At 61.6% G+C, this 25,987-nt stretch carries 26 protein-coding genes; 24 read left to right on the top strand and 2 right to left on the bottom strand.

Going from position 1 to position 25,987, the window contains the following annotated elements:
- Positions 1 to 47: 47 nt before the first annotated feature.
- On the top strand, positions 48 to 944 hold the full coding sequence (locus tag B8746_RS06750; RefSeq protein ID WP_084392796.1) for a hypothetical protein: 897 nt from the start codon (positions 48 to 50) through the stop codon (positions 942 to 944).
- Position 945: 1 nt separating this feature from the next.
- Here B8746_RS06750 and B8746_RS06745 read toward each other — a convergent pair whose 3' ends face one another.
- Positions 946 to 1,617: a 2-hydroxychromene-2-carboxylate isomerase gene (locus tag B8746_RS06745; RefSeq protein WP_198943705.1), complete on the bottom strand. Its 672-nt coding sequence runs from the start codon at positions 1,615 to 1,617 to the stop codon at positions 946 to 948.
- A 65-nt stretch (positions 1,618 to 1,682) separates the two neighbouring features.
- On the opposite strand from B8746_RS06745, the gene B8746_RS06740 reads away from it, so the two are divergent.
- The 17 genes from B8746_RS06740 to B8746_RS06660 all read left to right on the top strand — a co-directional run bounded on the left by B8746_RS06740 (position 1,683) and on the right by B8746_RS06660 (position 17,484).
- Positions 1,683 to 2,636 (top strand): alpha/beta hydrolase, encoded by a 954-nt coding sequence (locus B8746_RS06740; RefSeq protein WP_084392794.1) that lies wholly within the window; start codon positions 1,683 to 1,685, stop codon positions 2,634 to 2,636.
- 111 nt (positions 2,637 to 2,747) lie between these two features.
- Positions 2,748 to 4,991: a S8 family peptidase gene (locus tag B8746_RS06735; RefSeq protein ID WP_084392791.1), complete on the top strand. Its 2,244-nt coding sequence runs from the start codon at positions 2,748 to 2,750 to the stop codon at positions 4,989 to 4,991.
- 23 nt (positions 4,992 to 5,014) lie between these two features.
- Positions 5,015 to 5,629 (top strand): hypothetical protein, encoded by a 615-nt coding sequence (locus B8746_RS06730; RefSeq protein ID WP_084392789.1) that lies wholly within the window; start codon positions 5,015 to 5,017, stop codon positions 5,627 to 5,629.
- Between the two features lie 5 nt (positions 5,630 to 5,634).
- On the top strand, positions 5,635 to 6,324 hold the full coding sequence (locus B8746_RS06725) for a hypothetical protein (RefSeq protein WP_084392787.1): 690 nt from the start codon (positions 5,635 to 5,637) through the stop codon (positions 6,322 to 6,324).
- Positions 6,324 to 7,547: a M23 family metallopeptidase gene (locus B8746_RS17225; RefSeq protein ID WP_198943704.1), complete on the top strand. Its 1,224-nt coding sequence runs from the start codon at positions 6,324 to 6,326 to the stop codon at positions 7,545 to 7,547. Before B8746_RS06725 ends, B8746_RS17225 begins: the two co-directional genes overlap by 1 nt.
- Before the next feature lie 148 nt (positions 7,548 to 7,695).
- A complete protein-coding gene (locus tag B8746_RS06715; RefSeq protein ID WP_084392784.1) occupies positions 7,696 to 8,775 on the top strand; it encodes a hypothetical protein in 1,080 nt (359 codons plus the stop codon).
- Between the two features lie 74 nt (positions 8,776 to 8,849).
- Positions 8,850 to 9,437, top strand: coding sequence for a NifU family protein (locus B8746_RS17550; protein ID WP_084392781.1), 588 nt, complete (start codon positions 8,850 to 8,852; stop codon positions 9,435 to 9,437).
- Positions 9,438 to 9,462: 25 nt separating this feature from the next.
- Entirely contained in the window at positions 9,463 to 10,065 is a 603-nt protein-coding gene (locus B8746_RS06705; RefSeq protein ID WP_084392779.1) for a malonic semialdehyde reductase, read from the top strand.
- Positions 10,066 to 10,077: 12 nt separating this feature from the next.
- Complete coding sequence (gene tsaB / locus B8746_RS06700; protein ID WP_084392777.1) at positions 10,078 to 10,725, top strand: tRNA (adenosine(37)-N6)-threonylcarbamoyltransferase complex dimerization subunit type 1 TsaB; 648 nt, start codon at positions 10,078 to 10,080, stop codon at positions 10,723 to 10,725.
- On the top strand, positions 10,722 to 11,219 hold the full coding sequence (locus B8746_RS06695; RefSeq protein ID WP_084392775.1) for a GNAT family N-acetyltransferase: 498 nt from the start codon (positions 10,722 to 10,724) through the stop codon (positions 11,217 to 11,219). Before tsaB ends, B8746_RS06695 begins: the two co-directional genes overlap by 4 nt.
- Positions 11,220 to 11,226: 7 nt before the next feature.
- Positions 11,227 to 11,637 (top strand): Fur family transcriptional regulator, encoded by a 411-nt coding sequence (locus B8746_RS06690; protein WP_084392773.1) that lies wholly within the window; start codon positions 11,227 to 11,229, stop codon positions 11,635 to 11,637.
- A 78-nt stretch (positions 11,638 to 11,715) separates the two neighbouring features.
- Entirely contained in the window at positions 11,716 to 13,107 is a 1,392-nt protein-coding gene (miaB, locus tag B8746_RS06685) for a tRNA (N6-isopentenyl adenosine(37)-C2)-methylthiotransferase MiaB (RefSeq protein WP_084392770.1), read from the top strand.
- Position 13,108: 1 nt separating this feature from the next.
- Positions 13,109 to 14,068: a PhoH family protein gene (locus tag B8746_RS06680; RefSeq protein WP_095380834.1), complete on the top strand. Its 960-nt coding sequence runs from the start codon at positions 13,109 to 13,111 to the stop codon at positions 14,066 to 14,068.
- On the top strand, positions 14,065 to 14,523 hold the full coding sequence (gene ybeY, locus B8746_RS06675; protein WP_084392765.1) for an rRNA maturation RNase YbeY: 459 nt from the start codon (positions 14,065 to 14,067) through the stop codon (positions 14,521 to 14,523). Before B8746_RS06680 ends, ybeY begins: the two co-directional genes overlap by 4 nt.
- Positions 14,524 to 14,534: 11 nt before the next feature.
- Positions 14,535 to 15,377, top strand: a complete 843-nt coding sequence (locus B8746_RS06670; RefSeq protein ID WP_084392762.1) for a hemolysin family protein — start codon at positions 14,535 to 14,537, stop codon at positions 15,375 to 15,377.
- A complete protein-coding gene (gene lnt, locus B8746_RS06665; RefSeq protein ID WP_084392759.1) occupies positions 15,374 to 17,032 on the top strand; it encodes an apolipoprotein N-acyltransferase in 1,659 nt (552 codons plus the stop codon). The genes B8746_RS06670 and lnt overlap by 4 nt, the downstream gene beginning before the upstream one ends.
- 32 nt (positions 17,033 to 17,064) lie before the next feature.
- Positions 17,065 to 17,484 carry a helix-turn-helix domain-containing protein gene (locus B8746_RS06660; protein WP_084392757.1) on the top strand — a complete coding sequence of 140 codons (420 nt, stop codon included), beginning with the start codon at positions 17,065 to 17,067 and terminating at the stop codon, positions 17,482 to 17,484.
- On the opposite strand, the gene B8746_RS06655 is transcribed toward B8746_RS06660, so the two are convergent.
- Positions 17,481 to 19,025: a glycosyltransferase 87 family protein gene (locus B8746_RS06655; protein WP_084392755.1), complete on the bottom strand. Its 1,545-nt coding sequence runs from the start codon at positions 19,023 to 19,025 to the stop codon at positions 17,481 to 17,483. The two genes, B8746_RS06660 and B8746_RS06655, sit on opposite strands and share 4 nt — an antisense overlap.
- A 185-nt stretch (positions 19,026 to 19,210) precedes the next feature.
- Here B8746_RS06655 and trmB point away from each other — a divergent pair, with 185 nt between their 5' ends.
- From trmB to infB, 6 genes are all read left to right on the top strand, one after another.
- A complete protein-coding gene (gene trmB / locus B8746_RS06650; RefSeq protein WP_233123992.1) occupies positions 19,211 to 19,810 on the top strand; it encodes a tRNA (guanosine(46)-N7)-methyltransferase TrmB in 600 nt (199 codons plus the stop codon).
- Positions 19,811 to 20,006: 196 nt separating this feature from the next.
- Positions 20,007 to 20,216, top strand: a complete 210-nt coding sequence (locus B8746_RS06645) for a cold-shock protein (protein ID WP_084392751.1) — start codon at positions 20,007 to 20,009, stop codon at positions 20,214 to 20,216.
- Between the two features lie 104 nt (positions 20,217 to 20,320).
- Positions 20,321 to 20,920, top strand: a complete 600-nt coding sequence (gene rimP / locus B8746_RS06640; protein ID WP_084392749.1) for a ribosome maturation factor RimP — start codon at positions 20,321 to 20,323, stop codon at positions 20,918 to 20,920.
- Positions 20,917 to 22,701 (top strand): transcription termination factor NusA, encoded by a 1,785-nt coding sequence (nusA, locus tag B8746_RS06635; protein WP_084392747.1) that lies wholly within the window; start codon positions 20,917 to 20,919, stop codon positions 22,699 to 22,701. The genes rimP and nusA overlap by 4 nt, the downstream gene beginning before the upstream one ends.
- A complete protein-coding gene (locus B8746_RS06630; protein WP_084392745.1) occupies positions 22,682 to 23,350 on the top strand; it encodes an RNA-binding protein in 669 nt (222 codons plus the stop codon). Before nusA ends, B8746_RS06630 begins: the two co-directional genes overlap by 20 nt.
- Positions 23,351 to 23,405: 55 nt before the next feature.
- Positions 23,406 to 25,967 (top strand): translation initiation factor IF-2, encoded by a 2,562-nt coding sequence (infB, locus tag B8746_RS06625; RefSeq protein WP_084392743.1) that lies wholly within the window; start codon positions 23,406 to 23,408, stop codon positions 25,965 to 25,967.
- Positions 25,968 to 25,987 lie beyond the last annotated feature (20 nt).

Genomic DNA, 25,987 nt, shown 5'->3' with positions numbered 1-25,987 from the left:
TTTCCGGCTTTTTTAGATAGGTTGAGCCTCGGCCGGGAGGGATCTGGATGTTTGACGCAAGACACGGAAACGACAAGTCCGGAGGCGGACTGGCCTTTGGTCTCATCACCATCGGCGTCGTGTCGGCACTGTTCGTCGGCGTCCTGTTCTTCCCGTCCATTACAGGCGAGGGCAAGGCACCGGTGCCCGGACTTGCCGAAGAACAGGCAGACCCCAGCCTGCTCGCGGCCTTTGAGGACACGCCGACCCAAGCCTATCTCACCAAGCTTCAAAGGACGTTTCCGTCGGTCGCGAACGATCTTCAGCGCGACGTGAACAAGGCAAGATCCCGCGGCGCGGACAATGTCGAACTCGGCGTTCTCGTCATGCAGGCCGGATACGCCGAGATCGAGGACAGTTTCGAGCGTCTCGCCCGGGCGGATGTGCGCTATTTCAACGAATTGCTCGATCTCGGCATCGATGGGCTCACTGAGCTGTCGCGGTCGGGAGCGCCTTATTGCAAGGGCTCGGACCTGATTACTCTGGCCAGCCTGTCGGAGCAGCAGCTTTATGCCGCCGCCTTCGACCGGGTCGGGCATGGTGCAGGGCTTTATAATTTCGGGCTGGAATTCAATGGCATCGTGCTCGACGCGATCCATGATGCGCGGGCCAATCCCAGGAATTACGGACCGCTGACCCCGGATGACCAGCGGGCGGTCCAGACCCTCATGCTGGGTCTGGTGACTGACCCGCAGATCATGAAGCTGATGACGCTTGAAGGCTCCAGCCGGGCCGAAATGGACCGGGCCATGGAGCAGGTGAATTTCTGTGATCTTGGCGTCACCATCCTGCGCAAGATTGACGCCCTCCCCCAGGACACCAAGGGGCGGCTATGGAGCGAGGTGATGTCGCAAGCTGCCCGTGGCGGCATCGAGCGCCAGATGCGCCAGCTGTCGCGCTTCTAGGTCAGGCCTGCTGGCGGCGTTTCACTCCGGACTGTTCCAGACGCCACTCCAGCAGGTCCAGCCTGTCCTGCCCGAAGAAGGGCTCATCTTCATAAACCATGAGCGGAACGCCCCAGTGATAGGGTTCCTGCTCGTCCTGATTGGCCACGATTACCGCCTCCAGCCGCGCGCTCTCTTCGGCTTGACGCCTGTCCAGTTCGGCGAGGTTCAGCCCGGCTGCAGCGACAGCCTGCGACAGGTGCGTGCCTTCCGTCCAGGGCGTTCCGGACCAGATCAGGGTCGAGACCTGATCGAGAAAGGCCCAGCCTTCGTGGTCGCCCGCCTCGCAGGCCAGAATTCCCATGCGGGTCAGACGTCCGATATGGGGCTGGTCGCTGGAAATCTCGCGTGTCGCCATGTTCATCACGACCGGGTCCGGATTGGGCCGCCCCATGGGCAGACCGAGATACTGGGACAACCGAAAAATGTCGCGCAACAGGTATGGCGTCCACTGCGGACGGATCGTGGAAAAGAATTCCGGCGTGCGGATCGCGATCGGGTAGACCGGACGCGGGCGCACCCGGATATCCCATTTGCGACCAATGGCGATCAGGCGCCGCGTGGCGAGATAGGAGTAAGGCGATCTGAACGACCAGAAGACATTGATTTCGGACATGCGCGCAAACTGGCCCAAAAAACCTCTCCTTTCCAGACAATTCCCGTCTTCAAAAAGTCGCGAAGAACACGCATCTACGTTTCATGGCACTGGATGAGACCATTCGCGGCTTCATGGACCGTTTCAAGCTTCCGGACTTTTCGGGACTGGACTGGAAACAGTCCACCGACCGGCTGCGCCAGAGCTTTTACCGCGCGAGCCGTTCGGTCGAGCGCGACGCGCCTGAGCTTGCCGAGATATCGATGCTGGCGGTGGATGGAGCTGACGGGACGCTGAAGGGGCGGCTCTACACGCCGCTCGGCGCGGGGATCGGGCCTGGTCCGGGTATCGTCTTCTTCCATGGCGGCGGTTTTGTCCTCGGTGACCTCGACAGCCACGATATGATCTGTCGCAGGCTGGCTGCGGCGTCGCGTTGCCGTGTCCTGTCGGTCGATTACCGGCTGGCGCCCGAAAATCCGTTCCCGGCTGCGCATGAGGATGCGGTGGCTGTGTGGGAATGGGCCGCCGCGCGGACGGATATCCTCAACATGGACCCGGAACGGCTGTGCGTGGCGGGTGACAGCGCCGGCGGCAATCTTTCAGCCTTTCTCTGCCAGGAAATGGTGCGCCAGAGCGGCCCCCTGCCGGCCTTCCAGCTTCTGCTTTATCCGCTGGTCCAGTTTGTCGACATCCGGACGAAGAAACTGACCTTCCAGGAAGGCTTCTTCCTGTCGCCAAACCTGTTCGACTATTTCCGCGACGCCTACATCCACAGTGAAACCGACCGGATGGACCCGAAAGTCTCGCCGCTCTTTGCGCCAGACAACGACTTCAAGGGGCTCGCGCCGGCGCATTTCGTGCTGTGCGGCTGGGATCCGCTGAAAGATGAGGGGCGCGCCTATGCGTCGAAGCTCGCGGCGCATGGCGTGCCGGTGACCATCCGCGAACACCCCGGCATGGTGCACGGGTTCATGAACCTTACGGCCATGTCGATGCCGGCCCGCGAAGCCATCCGGGAGGCCGGCGAAGTCGTCGGCCATGCGCTCGGGGCAATCTAGGCACAGGCTTTTCTGCCCCCAAATCACCCCAATCCAAGCCTCGTCATTTGGTTAACTTGCCGCTATCATGCCTTTCAATGGGGTGGCGAAAGCGTGGGGATTGCAGCCAGGATGACAACCAGCAAGAGATATGCAGCAGGCATAATTGCCATCGGACTCGGCCTGACACTGTCGGCCTGTGACCGGACGGATGAGCGGCTGGAGCGCCTCTCCGAGATTGGCGAAGGGGTGATGAAGCAGCTTGGCGGCGAAGAGATCGGCGCGTCAGGCGGCGGCACCAATATGGAGAGTGTGCCGGTCGAGGCGCGCGCCTTCCAGGGTGCCATGCAGGAAGCCTCGCCCGTGCGTGTCGCAACGACCACACCAAGCAAATTCGTTGTCGGCTCCATTGTGGCCAAGCCGCGCAGCCTACCGCAACCGGAAACGGTGGAGGAAGCCTTCACCGGTCCCAGGATCGAAGATTACGAGGCCTATGTGGCTTCCGATGAAGCCGATGCCGTCATCGTTGTCCCCACTGAAGAGGAAATCGCGGAGCTGCAGAACCCGAGCCGCTCACTCAATCTGGGTGAGCCGTCCCGGATGGACAGCAATATGAAAGGCCGCAGGATAATCACCATCGACCCGACTTCGCGCGAACAGATGGCGCAGGGCTTGCCGCGGGCCGTGCTGAAAGATCAGCGCACCTTGCAGTACCGGCTGGACGAGCCTGCTGCGAACGCGCCGGAAGGGACCGATGGCGTTGCCGCCGAACGGCCACGCGCCATGGCGCCTGCGGCCCCTATTCCGCAAAAGTCGGCCGAACGCCGCCTCATGATGCGCCAGGATGCGCTCAGCGCGCAGGTGAACGCAGAATCGCAGATGATCGAGACCGCGCAGCGCTATGGCCTTGCCGCGAACATCCAGCGCTCGCGCTCTGGCCAGATGGTCATCGAGGTCGGGTCGCGGGCAATGAAGCCGACCAAGTATGGCGGGCCCGACGATGATGTGACGCCGTGGATCGCGGAGGATGACGAGTCGATGACCTGCCCGGAAAGCATGACGCCGGAAGAAATTTCCGAGGACGCCGTGCTCGCCACGGTGTGCGTCATCGAGGACCTCAAGGCGAGCGGCGAGTTCGAATATGTCGAGAAGGACTGGCTCTATCAGAACCAGTTCGTGCGGCGTCCGAAGAATGAGGGGCCGATAACGGCCGTCTCCATTACGCCGAATGATCCACTGTGGTCGCTGCAGTGGAACTTCCTGAACCAGGGCACCGGCACCGGTCAGGTCGCCGGCGGTGCGGGCTTTGTCGACTTCTGGACCAAGCAGGCCACGCAGGGCTCTCCCGAAGTCGTCGTTGCGATTGTCGATACAGGCCTTGAAATGAGCCACCCCGACATTGTGGATTCGCCCAATGTTGCCGCCGGCTGGGACATGGTCACCGATATTGCGATGGCCAATGATGGCGACAGCCGTGACAGCGACCCGAATGATCCGGGCGACCAGTGCCCAGAAGAATTCGTCTTCGAAGACACTTTTCATGGCACGCATGTGGCCGGAACGGTCGGCGCGTCGGTCTCGAACAATGGGAATGGCGTTGCTGGCGGGGCCTGGAATGTGAAGATCGTTCCGGTACGCGCGCTCGGCAAATGCGGCGGACGCCTGTCGGACATCAATGATGCCATCCGCTGGGCAGGCGGCCTGATCCCCGAATATGACGAGCTTGGCAATGAGGTCTGGAACGACAATCCGGCCGACATCATCAACCTGTCGATCGGCCTTTTCCGCTTCTGCCCGGCCTCGATGCAGGACGCCATCAATGCGGTGACAGAGCGCGGCGTGGTCGTTGTCTCGGCGGCGGGCAATGACTCGGTATCGACGCAGTATTATGCGCCGGGCGGCTGCAATAATGTGGTATCGGTCGCAGCCGGTGATGCGCGCGGGCGCATCGCGCCCTATTCCAATTACGGGGCGGAGGTCGATGTCCTCGCCCCAGGCGGCGACCTCCAGCGCGACGACAATGGTGACGGACGCCCTGACGGCATCCTGTCGACCAAGCACGCCTCCAACTGCACCGACCCGGTCACCAATGAGTCCATCGCCGATTGCTATTACGCCTATGAACAGGGAACCAGCATGGCCGCACCGCATGTTTCGGCCGCTCTCGCCCTCATCAAGTCGAAGCGTCCGGACCTCACCGGCACTGCCCTTGCAGACGTCCTGCTGACCGCACTCAATCCACGGTCTCAGGAACAATGTTCGGGCCCATGCGATCAATACCCGGGAGCCGAGCCTGTCAGCGCCGGTTCCGAAATATGCAGACTCCCTTGCGGGGGAGGGCTCTTGAACCTGTCGGATGTAAATCTCGACAATTGACGCGGTAAGGAAAGAACAGGTCGGTGGCACAAAGTGACGAACCGGTGAAGACCAAGCACTATTATGGCGGACAGGTCGGTCTTGCGATTGTCGCGATCTCAGTCTGCGCCGTCTGTGGGGTTGCGTGGCTGGCCGCGAGTCCCGGCTCAGGGAATGGCGCTTTGTCCTATTCGTCCGCGAGCGAACCGCAATCGGTCATCTCTGTATATGACAGCGCCAATGTGTCGGAGCCGGTCGTCGTGACCGTGCCCGTCCCGGAGGACGAGATTTTCCGGACAACTTCTGTCGGCAGAACGGCAACCGGGCAGGACTCGTCTGCTGGCGGCAGTTCCGCCATTGTCGCAGCAGCGGTCCAGTATGCCATCATCGTCAAATTCGACGCCGAACCCGCTCTCGAAGAGATCGGGCAAAATTTCCGGAAGGACCCGGAGGGCAGTCGGGCACGTTTTCGGGCCTGGGCCGCCGGCAAGCCCGCGCTCGAGGGACTGAAGCTGGAGCGCGCCAGTTATTCCGGAGAGCTGTTGCTGACCGGTTCTGGGTCACGCAGCCTCCGAACCGTCATTTCCGAGATCGAGGCGATGGACAATGTCGCCTATGTTGAGCCAGATTATTCGGCAAAGGCAGGCAAGGAAGAGTAAATCCGATGAAGATTCATTACGGCATTATTGGCCTGCTGGGTGCGGGCATGGTGGTCGCAGGGTGCGATCTCAGCCTCAACGGCATTGGCGGAAAGGATCAGGACACGCCGGAGGTGAGTGAAACGCCGGGCGAGACCGATCTCGCCGAGACGCCCACAGAGCCGGAGCCAGTGCCTGAAACGCCGCCCGCCGAGACGGAGCCGGACACCGTGCGGCCTGCTTCGGCAACGATCCAGACTGAAATCGACTGGGAAGCGGCGCGCAATGACCTTGCTTCCTCACCGCCTGACGAGACGGACAATACGTTCAACATCCAGTCTGGATCGACGGCCCCGCCCGTGCCGGTCCTGCTGCCGACCGCGCCTGTTCGCCCGGCTGGCGCGAGCAATGGCCAGCAGCCACAATTTCGGCCCGTTCCAGACGGATATTTCGCTGTGTTCCCCGGCGCCGAGTATAATCTCATCGTGAACGGGACCAATCTCGTGACGGATATTCCGGGCGTCGAGAACAGAGAGTCCGAAGACATGACCTATTCGGAAACCACGACAGGCGCGATTGTTTCATTTTCGCGCTATGGCGCCGATTACCTGGTCGAATTCGAATGCCTGGGCTCGGGGGAAGAAGGCGGCGATTGCATCACGGAAGAAGAAGCCATGGCCGTCGCAGAGGAAATCGTGATCTCGGGGACACAATAATGAAACTGCTTTGGGGACTAGCCGCCGGCGCATTGCTGCTAGTGCCGGCCTGCGACAAGATTCGCTATCCGGGTGACAATCGTGATGACGGCTATCAGGCCGACATTCCACCCGGCGCACCGGGTCCTGCCCCGCCAAGCGAACCGGTCGAAGACCCATATAATACTGGCGACACCGGACCGGACACGCCGGTCGATACAGACCCGACGGATCCGGCTGACCCGTCCGACCCTACCGGCCCGGCAACGCCGGACACGGAACCGGCAACCGACCCAGAGACCGATCTGGGCACCGATCCCGAGACTGACCCAGCCGATCCGTCCGAGCCCGGGACTGACCCTGTCGCCCCTGTCGATAGCGATACCGACCCGGAGACCCCAGATACCGACCCTGTCGATCCGGAAACCGACACTGATCCAGAACCGGTCGACCCCGAGCCCGGCCCAGATATCGACCCGACCCCGGTGGACAATCCGGTAGAGCCAGAGCCAACCGTCGTTTTCTCCTATGTCGAGGCCGGCCACCTGCTTCCAGGCTCAGGCACCGGGACAATCGAGACCGAAGCCATTTTTGCGCCGGGCATCCGTTTCCCGATCAAGTCTGCGCCAGCCTATCTGCAATCACAGGTCTGGATGTTTGGCGGCGGCATTGCCGGCGGGGACCAGTGCGACCCGCGCAATTACGAGTATCCATGGCGGGACAATTTCTGCGAGACGCGCTCATCGAACCGCAACTCGCCCTATTGCCCGGTGAGCAAGATCCATCAGGGACAGGATATCCGCGTTGGAACAGCTGCAGGCTGTAATGAGCTGCGCCGCACCGCCGCCGCGGACCGCAAGCTGTATGAAGTCGTTGCCGTGGAAGATGGCATCATCCAGTCAATCGGCACCTATACTGTGACCATGCGCTCGGGCCCGCGCATCTACAAGTACATGCACATGAACATGCGGGCGCTTCAGGTCTCGGCTGGCGACACGGTCACAAAGGGGCAGACGCTCGGCTATGTGTCGAATGATTTCGGCGGCACACCGACCACTTTCCACCTTCACTTCGAACTTCTGCAGAACACGGCCGAGGGCGCCTGGGTGCATGTGCCACCCTACACATCGCTGGTCGCAGCCTATGAGGAACGCGAAAGCGGCATCGGCGAAAAGATCGAAGCGAGTATTGGTGTAGCATCCACGCCGCCGCCGATTCCGGAGGGCTTCGTGATCATCGAATAGGCCCCGATTGCCATGCTGCGCTGTGGTGCGCAATTTGCAGGCCTGTACTGGGAATGTCTCAAGTTTAATGCGTTAACGACTTGCTAACGCCGTCTCCGCGCCCAAAAGTGGGCCTCGCGGGGGCGCTCAACCAGTAGAAAGATGTTCGATGAGCAATGTGGAGAAGCTTCCCATACCGCCGCACCGGGAAGGGCCTGCCGTCACACTGATCGGGACCGACCTTCCAGCGCAGTATCTGGAAGAAGCTGAGCCGTCTCCGCTGATGCATTCAGCGTCGCTCTGGTGGCGGCGCATTGTCCGTCTTTTCCAGATCCTCCTCGTCCTCATTCTTGTCGGCTTTTATCCGGCGATGATTGTCGCCTCGCACAGCATCAATGACGATCCGGTCGTGCTTTCAGCAGAGACTCCCTGGGCTTCGCCCGAAACCGGCGTGATGCTGAGCCTGATCGCCCGCGAACTTGAAGGCCCCGGCTGGGCAAGCGACCGTGCTGGCTGGCATCCCCAGGCCCGCCTGACCGGCCTTCCGGAATGGCAGAAATCCCTGTCGGCGTCGCTCAGCGAATTCACGCGGATGACCGCGGCCAAGTCGCTGACCTCAGATTTTACGGCCGATCCCGACCTTTCAGCGGCAGCACGTCTGCTGGCCCCGGAAGAAGATCTTGCCCAGACGCCCCGTCTTTCTGCGGCCGCAGAAGCGCTTGCGCGCTATGAGGGCCGGCTTGAGCGCGACCTCGCCACGGCGCCGGGCGGCACCGATTCCCTGGTTGATGAGCTCGCCCTGTTTGCCAGCTGGGCCGACAAGTCGCGCGCCCGACTTGAATCCCGCATCGGCATGCGAGAAGGCTGGCCAGCCTCCAAGGAAGACATTCGTGCCTTCTTCGAAGCGCGCGCCCGTGCCCATGTTGCCAGCCAGCTGATCACGGCCTCGCTTCTGGCAGAGCCCGAGCTTGCCGTCAGCGAGGCTGTTGAAAGCCGTATGGACCGGCTCGAAGCGAGCTGGCGCCGGGCGGCTGAACTCGATCCTGTCTTCGTTTCGAGTCAGGCCGGCGATGCCCGCCTGATGGCTGATCACCTGGCCATGATGGCTTTCTACCTTGGCCAGGCCTCTTCGGCGACGAAAGACCTTGGCGGCGCCATCCTGCAGGAACGTGCTGCACGAGAAGCGGCCATCCTGTCCGATGAAGGTGCTGCGGAAGAAGGTTCTGGCGACGAGGCAACTGACAGCTGAGCGCCCGCAAAGCTTGAAAGCCCCTGCCAAACCGTCCATCTGAGCAGCTGGTTACAAAAGACGAGCTGACAGACATGTTCATCCAGACTGAGCCGACCCCGAATCCGGACACGATCAAATTCCTGCCGGGCGAAACGGTTGCAGGAAATGCAGGCCCTTTCGATTTTGCGAGCGAGGCCGAAGCCGGCTCCAGCCCGCTGGCACAGGCCTTGTTCCAGGTGAGCGGTGTGACCGGCGTCTTTCTCGGCGCGGATTTCCTGTCAGTGTCGAAAGATGAAAAAGCCGACTGGAAACATGTCCGCCCGATGGTGCTGGCCGCTATCATGGACCATTACGTCGCCGGCCTGCCTGTCATCAATGATGGCTCGACCACCAATTATGGCAGCGAAGGCGCAACAACGCTCGACGATTATGAGGGCGACACGAAGGAGATTGTCGGGGAAATCCTCGAACTTATCGAAACACGCGTGCGTCCGGCCGTCGCCCAGGATGGCGGCGACATCACTTTCCAGAAATTCGATGCCGAGCACGGCATTGTCCATCTTACCATGCGCGGTGCCTGCGCAGGGTGTCCGTCTTCGACGATGACCCTCAAGCAGGGGATCGAAAACATGCTGAAAGCGTATGTTCCTGAAGTGAACGCTGTCGAGGCCGCGATCTGAAACCCAACCTTGCGAGGAGACCTTGATGTCCGATCCTGTAAACGACTATGCGCTGGACCTGATCTGGCGAAATGGCCGAACCTACAATGGATGGCTGGACAAACCGGTCCCCGAGACGCTGATCCGTGCCGTCTACGACCTTACCAAGATGGGCCCGACCAGCGCCAATTGCTGTCCGTCACGCTTTGTCTTCATCAACTCGCCGGAAGCCAAGAAGCGGCTCTCACCGCACCTGTCGGAGGGCAATCGCGAGAAAACAATGAACGCTCCATGGGTCTGCATCGTGGCGACCGACATGATGTTTCACGAGAAGATCCCGCAGCTCTTCCCGCACAATCCCGGCGCAAAGGACTGGTTCAAGGACAAGGACAAGCGCCGCGAGACGGCCGATCGCAATGGCACGCTGCAGGGCGCCTATCTCATCATGGCAGCGCGTGCGCTCGGCCTCGACTGCGGACCGATGTCCGGCTTCAGCCAGGACGGTGTCGACATGGAATTCTTCTCGAACAAGGAAGAGACCAAACACTGGCGTTCGAATTTCCTGGTGGCGATTGGACATGGCGATGACAGCACGATCTTTGACCGCAGCCCGCGCCTCAGCTTTGACGAGGCCTGCCAGATCCTCTGATCTGGCGCGCCTATGCTGATCCTCGGCATCAATACGTCCGGACCGGCCTGCGATGTTGCCCTGGTCGAAGATGGGGCCTGTCTTACCGAGGCGCAGGAAACCATGAGCCGCGGCCAGGATGCGCGCCTTCCTGCTATCGTGGCAGGCTGCGTCGACCAGGCTGGCCGGTCCTTTGAAGACCTCGACCGGATTGCTGTAGTGACGGGTCCCGGCAGCTTTACCGGCATCCGGGTGGGCGTTGCCTTCGCCCGTGGGCTCGCCCTGGCGCTGAACGTGCCCTGTCTTGGTATCACGGCGCTGGAAGCGGCGCTGCCGGCAGGCCAGCAGGGATCGGCGATTGTCCTTCTTCCTGCCAAGCGTCGCCCGCCGGACATTACCTATTGGGCGCAGCGTTTTCGCACGGGGGATGCGATTGACCGGCCGGAAGAAATCGGACTGGACAGTATTGTGAGCGAACTCGCCGCGCATCCGCATTTCGTCTACGGCACGGGCCTTGAAGCCCTTCACACAGCCGTGCCCGAGCTTGACCTTCACGAAGCCGCCCCCGGCGCCCTGCGGGCGGCGGAACTCTGCGTTTCACGAGAGCCCGATGATGCGCCAGCAAGTCCGGCCTATGTGCGCGGACCCGATGCAGCGCTGCCCGGTGGCAAACGGCCATGAGTGACCAGCCTGTCAGGCTGCTGACGCCTGAGGATGCGCCAGCCTGCGCCCGAATTCACGAAGCCTGTTTCACGAATGGTGACAACTGGTCTGCCTGGGCGTTCCGCGACACGCTCGCCCTGTCGACCACGCTCGGCCTTGCGACCGAGGATGCTGGAGGGGATGGCGCGCGGATGACCGGTTTCATCCTGTTCCAGAAGACCCCGCCCGACGCTGAAATCCTGACGCTGGCGGTTTCACCAGACGCTCAGCGGCAGGGCCTGGCGAGCCTGCTGCTCGAGCGCGGCGTGCAGCTGCTGGGCCCGTATGGTACCGATCGTCTCCTGCTGGATGTCGCAGCCGACAATGACGCAGCGGTAAAATTCTATCAGGGATGCGGTTTCCTTGCCGACGGCAGGCGCAAAAACTATTATAGAAGACCCGGAGGCCAGCTGGTCGACGCATTGTTGATGTCCCGGCCTGCTGCTGGACACAAACCAGAATCGAGGGCATGAGAACGATATGGATCGTCTGGAAAAACTTTGCGCCGATAAAGGCCTCCGAATGACAGAGCAGCGGCGCATCATTGCGCGCGTCCTGTCAGCGGCTGAAGATCATCCCGATGCTGAAGAGCTGCACCGCCGCGCAAATGCGCTGGACAGTTCGATTTCGCTGGCGACCGTGTACCGGACAGTGAAGCTGTTTGAAGAGAGCGGCATCATCGAGCGTCATGAGTTTCGCGACGGCCGCGCCCGCTTCGAGGAAGTGCCGGACGAGCACCACGATCACCTCATCGACGTGAAATCGGGCGATGTGGTCGAGTTCCACTCCGAAGAGATCGAGCAGCTGCAGATCGAGATCGCCGAACGCCTCGGCTACAAGCTCGTCGACCACCGGCTGGAGCTTTACGGTGTGCCGCTGAAGAAGGATTAGGGCCGGACACCGAAACCGACCCAACCCCACTAACACCAGCACTGGCCTGATCTTCTCTTTTCAGGCATAAGCCCGCGCATGACTTCCGAGACTTCGAGGCCCGAGCCCAAACGTCTGTTTATCAAGACGTATGGCTGCCAGATGAATGTATACGACTCCGAGCGCATGCGTGATGTGCTCCGCCCGCTTGGCTACCAGCCGGTGGAGACGGCGGACAATGCCGACCTCGTGGTGCTGAACACCTGCCACATCCGCGAGAAGGCCACGGAGAAAGTCTATTCCGAGCTTGGGCAGATCAAGAAGATGAAAGAGGCCGCAGGCGGCAGGATGACCATCGCTGTCGCCGGCTGCGTGGCCCAGGCCGAGGGCGCGGAAATCATGCGTCGCCAGCCGGCTGTGGACCTGGTTCTGGGGCCGCAGGCCTATCACAAGCTGCCGGAAATGGTGGCACGGGCAAGCCGGGCTGTCGGCGAGCGGCTGGAGACAGAGTTCGAGACGCTGGAAAAGTTCGATGCGCTGCCGAAGACCCGTGAGGCTGATGGCCCGACGGCGTTCCTCTCCGTGCAGGAAGGCTGTGACAAGTTCTGCACCTTCTGCGTGGTGCCCTATACGCGCGGCGCAGAGCTGTCGCGCCCGGTCGATGACATCATTTTTGAAGCCCGCAACCTTGCCGCTCAGGGGGTGCGCGAGATTTCCCTGCTCGGGCAGAATGTGAACGCCTGGCATGGCGCTGCACCGACCCTTCGACAAGCTCAGGGGGAGGGCTCGCAAGCCGAGTGGGGCCTTGGCCAGCTCGTCCGGCATATTGCGAAGATTGGCGGGATCGACCGCATCCGCTACACAACCAGCCATCCACGCGACATGGATGACGACCTGATTGCCGCGCATGGCGATACGGAAGCGATGATGCCGTTCCTGCACCTGCCGGTTCAGTCAGGTTCGAACACTATCCTGAAAGCCATGAATCGCGGCCACACAGCCGAGCATTATCTCGACATCATGCGCAAGATGCGCGAGGCGCAGCCGGATATCGCGCTGGCGAGCGACTTCATCGTCGGCTTTCCGGGCGAGAGCGACAAGGATTTCGAGGACACGATGAACCTTGTCCGCGAGGTCAATTACGCCATCGCCTATTCATTCAAGTACTCCCCGCGCCCCGGCACGCCAGCCGCGGACATGTTCGGCCATGTGCCGGACGATGTCGCGACAGAGCGCCTCCACGCCCTGCAGGCCCTTCTCTGGGAACAACAGCGCGCCTTCAACGCTTCAAAGATCGGGCAGACCATTCCGGTGCTCGTGACAGGCAAGGGCCGCCTTGATGGACAGATGCATGGACGCAGCCCCTGGCAGCAGGCAGTGCATTTTGATGCACCTGCCTCGACTTATGGGCAGATCGTCAACGTGAAAATTGTCGGTGCCACGCTCAACGCCCTCGCTGGCGAACTTGCCCATGCGGTGGAGGCCGCCTGATTTGAAAGGCACGATCACCCGCCTCTACACGCCCGACAATCCTGATCAGTTGCCAGCGCTCTGCGGACCGCAGCATCGCAACCTGATGAAGCTGGAAATGGCGTTCATAGACGGCAAGCTCGAGGCTGAAAGCCAGGGCGGCAGCATCCGCCTGTCCGGCTCTGCCGATGCCGTGGCAAATGCCGAGGCGACACTCGCAGCGTTCGAGAAGATGCTGAAGGCCGATCCGGATGCCGGAGAGGACGCCTTTGAGGGCGCGATCGAGCAGGCGCGCGCACCGGCAGAGTCCTATGGCTCCCTGTCTGGCCTCCGCGTGCCCGTCATGCCGCAGACCAACATGCAGGCGAAATATATCGACTATCTGACGCGGCCGGGCACGGATCTCGTCTTTGGCACGGGTCCGGCCGGTACGGGCAAGACCTTCCTCGCCGTTGCCGCTGGCGCTGCGGAGCTGCGCAAGAAAACCAAGGAACGACTGATCATAACGCGTCCTGCGGTCGAGGCGGGCGAAAATCTCGGCTTTCTTCCGGGTGACCTTGAAGAAAAGGTCGAGCCCTATCTGCGCCCGATCTGGGACTCGCTGAACGAAGTGCTAGGTGCCGACCAGGTCGAGCGGATGCGCGAGAAGAAGATCATCGAAGTTGCCCCCCTCGCCTTCATGCGCGGACGCACGCTGAAGAATGCCTTTGTCATCATGGACGAGGCGCAGAATGCGACCGTCGGGCAGACGAAGATGGTGCTGACGCGCCTTGGCCGCGACAGCCGCATGGTGGTGACGGGCGACCCCGGACAGGTCGACCTGCCTGCGAAAACGCCGTCCGGCCTCGCGCATGCGCTGAAAATCCTGGAGGGCGTCGAGGGGGTCGGCTTTGTCGGATTCACGGCCGCTGACGTTCGCCGTCACGCACTCGTCTCGCGCATCATCCGCGCCTATGACAAGGATGGAGAGGCGCAAAGATGAGCATGACGCTCGACCTGCGCGTTGAAGACGAGACCTGGACAACGGCCTGCCCCGATCATGAGAAAGTGTGCCAGGCCGCGCTCGATGCGGGCTGTGCGATCACTGGAAAGGCCGGCGAAGTCGCCCTGCTTCTGACAGATGATGCCGAGATGCACCAGCTCAATCGTGACTGGCGCGGCAAGGACAAGCCAACCGATGTCCTGTCCTTCCCCGCCGACGAGATGGAAGCGCCTTTCCTTGGCGATATTGCGATCGGTTTCGGTATCGCCAGCAGCGATGCAGGGGCACGGGAGATTGCACTTGCCGACCACCTCACCCATCTCGTCATCCACGGCTATCTGCATCTTCTGGGCTATGATCACATGGAAGACACAGAGGCCGCTGAAATGGAGTCCCTGGAAGTGCGCGCGCTTGCCAGCCTTGGTATCGCTGATCCATACTCCGCCCACTCCTGAGTTCGAAGGTAATGACCGACAGTACTGACCGAGAGACGAAGCGCCGCCCGCGATTATTTCCCTTTCGCCGGCGGCGCGAACTGACACCAGAGCCCGCAGCCGTGCCGGAAGATCAGGCACGCCATACGCCGCAGCAACTGCGCCTGCGCCTGGCAGAATTCGAAGAAGCGCGCGTCGCGGACGTGATGGTCCCGCGGGCAGAAATTGTCGGTGTGGAACTTGGAACCGATCTTCCCGGCCTGATCCAGCTCTATGCTGAAGAGTCGCATTCGCGCCTGCCGGTCTACCGCGAATCCCTCGACGATCCGATTGGCCTCGTCCACATCAAGGATGTGGTCGGAGAGATTGCACGCGGTGGTGATGGCATGGACCGCCCGCTGGAGCGCCTGCGCCGCGATGTGCTGTTCGTCCCGGCTTCGATGAAGCTCGCTGATCTTCTTGTGAAAATGCAGACAAGCCGGATTCACATGGCGCTCGTTGTGGACGAGTATGGTGGCACTGACGGCCTCGTCTGTCTGGAAGACCTGATGGAAGAAATCGTCGGTGACATTGAAGACGAACACGATGAAGAACCAGCCATGGTGATCCGCCGCGGACGCCATGCCTGGGAGGCAGATGCGCGTATGGAAATTTCAGATTTCGAGGAAAAGACGGGGCTCGACCTCGATATTCCCGATTCCGATGTCGACATTGATACGCTTGGCGGCGTCGCCTTTGCGCTGGCTGGCAAAGTGCCACTGCGCGGCGAGGTGCTGCGCCATCCGACCGGTGCCGACATAGAAATTCTCGACGGGGATTCGCGACGGATCGAACGGCTTGTCGTTCGCCGCCTGCCGCAAGAGGCTTCAGCTTGAGCGAACCCATTCGCAGTCACGGCTTCACCGCCCTCGGGCCGGTCCATGAAGCGCTGGCGAAGCTGCGCGGCTGGCCTGCGCTCGGCTTTTCAGCGCTGCTCGGTGCTTTCGCAGCGCTGGCCTTTGCCCCTTTCCACCTGACGCCTGCCCTGATCATTTCAGTGACAGGTCTCATCTGGATGATGGATGGCGCGCGCGGACAGGCCCGCTGGGGCCGGGCGCTCTTCATGCGCGGCTGGGCCTTTGGCTACGGTTTCTTCCTTGTCGGCATGTACTGGACGGCCTCACCCTTCCTGATCGAGCCGGAAAAGCATGCAATTTTCATCTGGATGCCACTGATCGCCCTGCCGGGCGGCATGGCGCTGATCTGGGCGGCGGCCACAGCGCTTGCCGGCGCATTCTGGTCGGCTTCGCCGTCGCGAATCTTCATCTTCGCCGTGTTCATGGCGCTGGCGGAACTGGTCCGCGGCCACCTTTTCGGCGGGTTTCCATGGAATATCTTCGGCACCACCTGGTCACCCGGCGGCGCCCTCTCGCAGGCCGCATCGCTTGGCGGTGTCTACTGGCTGACCCTGGTGACCCTGTTCATCTGCGGCGCACCGGCCGCGCTCGTCGATACGCGCGATGCACGTGGTGTGATCGGCCGGGCCCTGCCCGTGATCGCCGCCGTCATGCTGATCGGCTTTGGCTGGGCCTGGGGCGCGCAGCGGCTCGCAACACCGCCCGTCATGTCGGAAGACACGGTTGTCCTGATGGATGCCGGCATTCCGCAGGCCGAGAAATACCAGGGCACAGGCGACAAGGTGCTCGCCCGCTATGGGACCTTCCTGCGCGATATTGAAAGCGACCCGAACGACATCATCATCTGGCCTGAGGGAGCCCTGCCCTTTGACCTGCTGGCCAACAATTACGCGCTGGACGTCATCTCTGCCTATCTCGGAAACCGGACGCTGATTGTCGGCACGACCCGCCGCAGCCTCGATGGCGCGGAAGGCGTCTACAATAACAGCCTCGCCGTCCTGCAGACCGAAGCCGGCCGCGCCGAGCTGATCGCGCTCTATGACAAGCACCGCCTTGTCCCGTTCGGCGAACTGCCCGCCACCGAAATCGTGCCATTTGGCAATGCGATTGCCGGCATCCTGCCTGGACCGATGCAGCAGATGGCCAAGAGCGGCTTTGAACCTGGCAGTGAACCGACCGTGCTGTTCCCGCGCGACCTTCCGCCCTTTATCGCCATGATCTGTTATGAAGGCCTGTTCCCCGAGATCGCGCGCAAGGCCGGACCACAACGCGACGAAGCAAGATGGATCGTGGTCGTCTCGAATGATGCCTGGTTCGGGTCTGGCATGGGCCCCGCCCAGCATTATGCGCAGAACCGCTACCGCTCTATCGAAACCGGTCTGCCCATGGCGCGGGTCGCAAGCCGCGGCGCAACCGCCGTGGTCGACGCCTTCGGACGTGAGGCGGCCCGCGGCCAGCGCGTTTCAGGAGACCCGGACCGCTGGGTTTCGTCTGTCGTTCGCACGCCGTTGCCCGCACCCTATCTTGATGCGAACGGACAGCCCAACACACCGTATCAGAAGTACGGCCCGGCCCTTTTCTGGCTGACCCTGGTCCTGTTCAGCGTACTGGCCTTCCTGGCCTGGCGCCGATAGGGTCCGAGAGGTAGACTATTTGGACGTGGTGGATGTCAGACAGCAAACTTCCCAGCCGCATTGACCGCCTGATCGGCCAGCGCCTCAGATGGCGTCGCAAGGAACTGAGACTGACACAGGAACAGCTGGGCGAGACGCTCGGGCTGACCTTTCAGCAGGTCCAGAAATACGAAAAGGGCGTGAACCGCATTTCGGCGGGACGCCTCTATGAAATATCGAGCGTGCTCGATATTCCGGTCCTGTATTTCTATGAAGGCGCCGAAGAGTATCTGAGCCTGCCGGCACCGGGCCTTGCCGAAGACCCGGAAGCGGCCCCGCTGCCTGAAATGGACCAGGAAGCGATGGAGCTGATCTCGGCCTTCCAGAAGATTGATGATGAAGGGCTGCGCAAATCGCTGCTCGCGACGATCAAGGCGGCCGGTGCGGCCCGCCGCAATGGTGACGACAGCTAGCGCGTCAGCGGGCAGAGGATCCAGTGCGTCGAGCCGCTATCGAAAGCGGTCTGCATCGGATGGCATGCATCGAAATCTGCCTTGAGCTGATAGTCGCTGGCGAGGCGTTCCAGCGCTTGCGACCCTGATTCCTGCCCCCTGAACATCACGGCGAAGATAGCCCGCTGCGAGCGGTCAATCTCGGCCTGGATGAGCGGGCGGTAATTGGCGAGCGCGGGCTTGCTCCAGGGTCGCGCATCGCCATGGGTGAGCAGGTGTGCATCGCTGAAGGCGGGGGCGGTAAAGCCGGTCGGGTAATGGGATGACAGGATGATGACCGCATCGGTCACATCGACGCCTGCCGGAAGCTTTGTCCAGACATAGGGCTCATCCATGCTCTGCCAGGGCACACGGCGCAGGCGCTCGAAACTGGTCGAGAGGAGGAGCGCCGCCATCAGCACGAGCACGGCGAGGCGCGGGCGTTGTTCATTCAGCGTCTGCGGCCAGACCAGCCATAGCGCGCCCATCATCAGCACCGGTCCCGCAATGTAGAGGCCCATCGCATAACGCTGGATCGAGAACATCAGCGTCCAGACGGCAAAGGTCACGAGGAAACCGGCGGCGAGCGCGCAGAGGATGCGATGGCGAGCGTCTGCCTTGCCCCGCCATGCCGCGCGAGCAGAGAGGCCGAGAATGGCGAAGCAGGCGATGTAACCGGCAAGCAGGCGCACGTCGCTTGTGGCCTGTTCATTGATCGGGCTCGCATCGAAGCTGAAGAATATCGGGCGGACGACCCCCTCCCAGAAGGAGGCGGGCAGGAATTTCTCGTCGCGAAAGGCTGTGTCCGGGCCATAGGGGGAGCCGAACAGGCTGTTGAGGTTGGGGAAGATGGGATTGCCGAAGCGTTCATACATTTCCCATGCCCACCAGCCGCCTGTCACGATTGCGCTTAGCAGACCGACCACGGCGCAGATCGCTACAGCTTTCAGCCGCGCCGCATGGTCCGGCGCAGCGACAAGCACCGCCGCAGCAAATCCGGCGACATAGACCGCATTGGTGAGCTTCAGACCGAACATCAGCCCGACAATGGCCGATGCGAGGGCGAGAGATTTGAGGCCTGGGGCGGGCCGGTCCGTAGGCAGGAGCAGGACGAAAGCCAGGATGAAACCGAGCGCGCCCCAATGATCGTTGAGGATGCTTGAAAACATCAGCATCATGGGCTGGCTGGCGAAGGCGACAAAGGCCATCACCATCAGGATGGCAGGCGACACATCGGCTTTCATGCGCCAGGCGAGGCGCGCCAGAAGGGCATAGAGCGCCGGCAGGATCGAGGCCTGCACCAGGCCGAGCAGGCCGATGGCGAGCGGGCCAGGCAGGTGGCTGATGATCAGCCAGACAATGGCGCTATGGACCGGATTGAGGAAGGAATGCATCTCGGACGGGGCGAGATCCTGGTCGAGACGGCCCTGCCAGAAGGACCAGCCATTCTGCAGGTGATAGTGGGCCGCGTCGAAATGGGCATCGCGTGGCGCAATCGCCGAAAACACGAAAAATACAGCCATCCAGGCAGCCCAGACTTTCCAATCGACGCGGTATCTTTCAAAACCTGCCGCTTGAGCCTGCCCTGTTTCGCCGAAAGACGGTTTTCCAGCTAATGCGAAGTCCCCGACACTCACCCATTCGCTCCTTCGGTCGCACGGGGGGGCGTCCCCTTTCTGCCAGACAGCAGAGTTTGGTTGATAATCTCTTGCCCCGCCTCAGGATCCCTGCCGACAGGGAGGCGCTGCAGGTGCCGGCGACCCTGTTCGAGACGGCCCCGCAGCATCTCTGGCTGGAGATCGGCTTTGGCGGCGGCGAACATGTCAGCGCGCAGGCGCGCGCCAATCCGGCCGTGGGCATTATGGCAAGCGAAGTGTTCGTGGAAGGCGTCGCGAAATGCCTGTCCGACATAGAGGAAATGTCCCTCACCAATGTACGCCTCTGGGATGAGGATGTTCGAGAGCTGATCACCCTGCTGCCGGATGGCTGCCTCGACCGTGTGTTCATTCTCTTCCCCGACCCCTGGCCGAAGAAACGTCACCACAAGAGACGGATCATCCAGAGCGATTTCCTGGACGAGATCACGCGCGTGCTGAAACCCGGCGCGGCCCTGCGATTTGCGACAGATGTGCGCTCCTATGCCGATGACGCGCTGCTGCGTTTCCTGCAGCACCCGGCGCTAGAGTGGCAGGCCAACCGGGCCGATGACTGGCGCGTCGCGCCAGAAGACCACTTCACCACAAGGTATGAGACCAAACAGCTTGGCGACATTGCGCCGGTGTTTTTCGAGTTTCGCCGGGAAGCTTAACGGCTGTCATGAAACTTCATTTGAAGAGCTTCGAGATTTGAGGCATAATGCATGTCATCGAATATACGGTCGGTCTGATTTTCAAGACCCCGTCGGACCGACGGTACTGACTTCACTTCCCCCCGTTACTTCGAGACCCTTCGCGACCGTCCACAAGGTGTGGGCCCGGCGCGGGGAGAAGACTGGAGTAGCCACAATGGCAACCGGAAAAGTAAAATGGTTCAACGACCAAAAAGGCTATGGCTTCATCAAGCCGGACGCCGGTGGTTCGGACATCTTTGTCCACATCTCTGCTGTTGAACGCTCGGGCATGCGCACCCTCGCCGAGGACGCCGCCATCGAATATGAGCTTCACACGGATGAGCGCCGCGGCAAGACCTCGGCGGTTGACCTGAAACTTCTCTAGACAAAAGCGCCGCAGATAATTATCTAGGCGCCAAGTCGAAAAATATCGGCGGCGGGTCCGGCAACGGGTCCGCCGCTTTCTTTTGCCCCGGAGACACGTACACCTTGATCGCGCTGACGCAGCAGGAAAAGACCATTCTCTCCCTGATCGAGCCCCTTGCAGAAGGCCTCGGCATGGAGATTGTTCGCGTGCGCCTTATGGGCGGACGGCGTCCGACCCTGCAGATCATGGCAGAGAAGAAGGGCGGCGCACCGACCAATGTCGAGGATTGTGCGGACCTCTCGCACGCCATCTCGCCGGTGCTGGAAGCGGCTGACCCGATCAGCGATCCATACCGGCTTGAAGTCTCGACGCCCGGCATTGACCGGCCGCTGACCCGTGAAGGCGACTTTGGCCGCTGGGTCGGCCATCTCGCCAAGGTGGAGCTTGCCATGCCGATCAATGGTCGGCGGCGCTTCCAGGGTGTGATACAAAGGGAAGACGAAAACGGCGTGGCAATCGAGCTCGATGATGAGAGCGAACTGGTGGCCCAGGTCCATGAAATGTCCAAGGCCAGCCTCGTGCTCACGGATGAGCTCATCGAAGCGGCCAAGGCGAGCGGCGGGCTTCCGCCCCAGCCGGATGATGAGAATTTCTCCGGTCTCGAAGTCGATGAGACCGAAGACGAAGACAATAATGAAGAAGAAAGTGGAGACACGAGATGAGTGCAGTCGGCGTATCGGCCAACCGGCTCGAAATCCTGCAGATCGCGAAAGCGGTTGCCGAGGAAAAGGCAATCGACAAGGCGATCGTGATCGAAGCCATGCAGGAAGCCATCGAGAAAGCTGCCAAGTCCCGCTATGGCCAGGAACATGACATCCGCGCCGTGATCGACGGCGATACGGGTGAGCAGACCCTGTGGCGCGTCCAGACGGTCGTCGCAGATGAAGAGATCGAGGATCCGGCCCAGCAACTGTCGCTCACCGATGCGAAGAAGATCGACAGCGACCTGGAGATTGGCGACGAGCTGAAGGAGGAGCTTCCGCCCTTCGATTTCGGCCGTGTCGCTGCCCAGACCGCCAAACAGGTGATCATGCAGAAGGTGCGTGATGCCGAGCGTGAGCGTCAGTACGAAGAGTACAAGGACCGCGTCGGCGAGATCATCAACGGCATCGTCAAGCGCGTCGAATATGGCCACGTCATCGTCGACCTCGGCCGCGCCGAAGGCATTATCCGCCGCAATGACGGCATTCCGCGCGAGAACTTCCAGCCGAATGACCGCGTGCGCGCCTATCTCTACAAGGTCTCGCGCGAGACCAAGGGCCCGCAGATCTTCCTGTCGCGTGCGCACCCTGACTTCATGGTCAAGCTGTTCGCCCAGGAAGTGCCGGAAGTCTATGACGGCGTTATCGAGATCCGTGCCTGCGCCCGTGATGCAGGCTCGCGTGCCAAGATCGGTGTGATCTCCAATGACAGCTCGATCGATCCGGTCGGCGCCTGTGTCGGTATGCGCGGTGCCCGCGTCCAGGCCGTCGTTGGCGAGCTGTCGGGCGAGAAGATCGACATCATTCCGTGGAATTATGACGCGGCAACCTTCATCGTGAATGCGCTGCAGCCGGCCGAAGTGTCGAAAGTGGTGCTCGACGAAGACGAGCAGCGCGTCGAAGTCGTCGTGGCAGACGATCAGTTCCCGCTGGCGATTGGCCGGCGCGGCCAGAACGTCCGCCTCGCCTCCCAGCTCACTGGCTGGCAGATCGACCTCGTCACCGAGACGGCCGACTCCGAACGCTACCAGCGCGACTTCCAGCTGCGCACGGAACTCTTCATGAAGGCGCTCGACGCCGATGAGACGCTGGCCCAGCTGCTGGCCTCCGAAGGCTTCGAGACGGTCGAAGAGATCGCCTATGTTGCCCCGGAAGACTTCATCACGATTGATGGCTTCGACCTTGAAGTGGCTGCCGAGATCCAGGAACGTGCCCGCGAATACCTTGAGAAGCTGGCGGCCGAACAGGACGCCCGCCGCAAGGAGCTTGGCGTCGAGGACGAGATGATGAACCTCGAAGGCATGAACGTCGCCTTCGCCGTGAAATTCGGCGAGAACGATGTGAAGACTGTCGAGGACATTGCCGGTCTCGTTCCGGACGACATCACGGGCTGGCGCGAGCCGGGCCCGGATGGCAAGCCGGTCTTCCAGGAAGGCATCCTGAAGAAGGGCGAGATGCGCAAGGATGAAGCCCAGCTCTTCATCATGCGTGCCCGCGTCGCGGCTGGCTGGATCGAGCCGGAAGCGCTCACTCAGCTTGAAGCCGACATGGCCGCAGAAGCCGAAGGCGAAGCTGCAGACCTCACCGAAGAAGAACGCGCGCTGATGGCGCTCGGCGAAATCGGCAAGGCGAGCGAAGAAGCCGAGGAACTGGCTGAGGAAGAACTGATCTTCGATCTCGACGCGCTTGCCGCTGAGGGTGAACCTGCAGAGGACGGCGACGATGCCGATCCAAAAGAATGAGCCCGCAAGACGCCTGAAGGCGTCCCCGAAAAAGGACACTGGCGGACCCGTCCGCCAGTGCGCCGTCACGCGTGAAAGCCTGTCGCAGGACGAGCTGATCCGATTTGTGCGCTCGCCCGATGGCGTCGCCGTTCCGGATGTCTCGGCCAAGCTGCCGGGCCGCGGGGCCTGGCTGGAAGCGGACCGCGCCGTCATCCAGAAAGCCATCAAAACCGACGCGCTGTCGCGGGCGTTCAAGGCCAGAACCTCAATGACTGAAGGGGTTCTGGAGCTGATCGAAGCGCAATTGGTGCAGCGCTGCCTGGGCCTGCTGGGCATGGCCCGCAAGGCCGGTGCAGTCATTCTTGGATTTGACCAGGTGCGCGCCTATCTAAGGAAAGACGCCCCCGGCTACTTGCTGGAAGCAAGCGATGGCAGCGAAGATGGCCGTAACAAGGTTCATTTTCTCGCCAAGGCAATGTATGACAGCCCCAAAGTAGCGGGTGCGCTGACATCTGCTGAATTGGGCATGGCCTTTGGCAGGGAGCGTGTGATACACGCCCTGCTTCAGGAAGGTTCGCTGTCGGACTCGTTTGGAACAGCCTATCGGCGCCTGACGGGGTTCAGGGCAGCACCAGAAATCGACTGGTTCTCTGGCCGGGATCGGTAAGACAAAGCGGCACGGGATGGCCCTTGCTGTATAATATGTAGGTATATGGAGTCGCATGAGCGATACGAAAGACAAAGGCAATACAGGTGGACGCAAGCCCCTGACCGTGTCCCGCGGATCGAGCGGTACGGTCAAACAAAGCTTCAGCCATGGCCGCTCGAAGCAGGTCATCGTCCAGACGAAGAAACGCAAAGTCGTGGGTCCAGGCGCTGCTCAATCGGGCGCCGGGTCGAAACCGCCTGCGTCGAAATCGCCTGCGTCCTCTGGCAACCAGCCGTCAAAACTCGCTGAAGCGGCGAAGAAACTCGGTATCACGGAAGAAGAACTCGTTGCGCGCCAGAAAGTGCTGCTGCAACGCCGTGAAGCCGAGCAGAAGCGCCAGGCCGAGCAGAAACGCCAGGAAGCCGCGCGCGAACGCCTGCTCTCCGAACAGGAGCGCAAGGTCCAGGAAGACAAGGAACGCGAGGAAGCCGAAGCCCGTCGCAAGGCTGAGGAAGAAGAACGCAAGGCCCGCGAGGCCGCCGAAGCCAAGAAGAAGAAAGCCGAACCGCGCCGCGAAGACCGCGGTGCGCGTAGCGGGGCCGCTGCAGCTGCTGCGACGCCAGATATGGCGATACCGGAGCCAACACAGGGCCGGAGCAAGAAGTCCCGCAAGGGCGGAAGCGACCGCGACTTCAATGATGGCGGCTCGTCGCGGGGACGCGGTGGCGATTCCAACCGTCGCCGCGGCAAGCTGACCATTGCGAGCGCGCTCGGTGATGATGGTGACCGTCAGCGGTCACTGGCATCTGTACGCCGCGCCCGTGAGCGTGAACGTGAGCGTCGCCAGTCCGGCGGAGAACAGCAGGAAAAGGTTTCCCGCGAGGTGACCCTGCCCGAAACGATCACGCTGCAGGACCTTGCCCAACGGATGAATGAGCGCGTTGCAGACGTGGTCAAATACATGATGCGTCAGGGCGAGATGATGCGCGCGAACGACATTGTCGATGCCGACACCGCCGAACTCATCGCCGAGGAATTCGGCCACACAGTGAAGCGCGTTTCGGAATCGGATGTCGAAATCGGCCTTGAGGGCGATGAAGATGCCGAGAAAGACCTGAAGCCACGCGCTCCGATCGTAACGGTCATGGGCCATGTCGACCACGGCAAGACCTCGCTTCTCGACGCGCTGCGCGCGACCGATGTCGTGGCGGGCGAAGCCGGCGGCATCACCCAGCATATCGGTGCCTATCAGGTGCAGTTGGAAAGCGGCGACAAGATCACCTTCCTCGACACGCCCGGCCACGCGGCCTTCTCCGCCATGCGGGCGCGCGGCGCCAACGTGACCGATATCGTGATCCTGGTGGTCGCGGCCGATGACGGCGTGATGCCTCAGACAATTGAGGCGATCAAACACGCGAAGGCGGCCGAAGTGCCGATCATCGTGGCGGTCAACAAGTGCGACAAGCCGGATGCGAAGCCGGACAATGTCCTCACCGAATTGCTGCAGCACGACATCCAGGTCGAGGCGATGGGCGGTGACGTGCAGGCCATCAATGTTTCCGCGACGGAGCGGACCGGTCTCTCCGAACTGACCGAGGCAATTTCTCTGCAGGCCGAAATCCTGGAGCTGAAAGCCAATCCGAACCGCGCTGCAGACGGCATCGTGGTCGAAGCCCAGCTCGACAAGGGCCGCGGCCCGGTCGCGACTGTGCTCGTCAATCGCGGCACGCTTCAAAGAGGCGAGATCGTGGTGGCCGGCAAGCAATGGGGCAAGGTCCGCGCACTGATCAATGAACGCGGCCAGCAGCTGAAGGATGCAGGTCCTGCGGTGCCGGTCGAGGTCCTTGGCCTGGATGGCGCGCCTGAACCTGGCGACATGTTCAACGTGGTCGACAGCGAAGCCCGTGCCCGCGAAATCACTGACTATCGCCAGCGCATGGAACGCCAGAAGCAGGGCGTCGCCTCAAGCCGCGCCTCGCTCGAATCCATCATGAACTCCATGAAGGACAGCGCCGAGGTGTCCGAGCTTCCAATTGTCGTCAAAGGCGACGTGCAGGGCTCGGTCGAAGCGATTACCCACTCGCTGGAGAATATCTCCACCGACGAAGTGCGGGCCAATGTTATCTATGGCGCCGCTGGCGGTATCTCGGAAAGCGACATCCTGCTTGCGAAATCCTCCGGTGCGCCGGTCTTCGCGTTCAATGTCCGCGCCAACAAGCAGGCGCGCGAACTGGCCGAAAAGGAAGGCGTGGAAATCCGCTATTATTCGGTGATCTACAACCTGATCGACGATGTGAAGGACACGCTGTCGGGCATGCTGGCACCTGAGAAGCGCGAAAGCTTCATCGGTTATGCGGACATTCTCGAGGTCTTCAACATCACCAAGGTTGGCAAGGTCGCCGGCTGCAAGATCTCCGAAGGCGTCGTCAAACGCGGCTGCGGTGTTCGCCTGCTGCGCGACGATGTCGTGATCCACGAAGGCAAGCTGAAGACGTTGAAGCGCTTCAAGGATGAAGTCGCTGAAGTCAGCGCCGGCATGGAGTGCGGCATGGCCTTCGAGAAGTATGAAGACATCCGCGAAGGCGACAAGATCGAATGCTTCGAAGTGGAAATGATCGAACGCAAGCTCGACTAGGCCTCCGCCGATTTTAACTG

This window comes from Henriciella pelagia (assembly GCF_002088945.1).
Lineage (GTDB): Bacteria > Pseudomonadota > Alphaproteobacteria > Caulobacterales > Hyphomonadaceae > Henriciella > Henriciella pelagia.
Note: the sequence above shows the minus strand (reverse complement) of the source record. Positions and strands in the feature narration are given on the sequence as shown.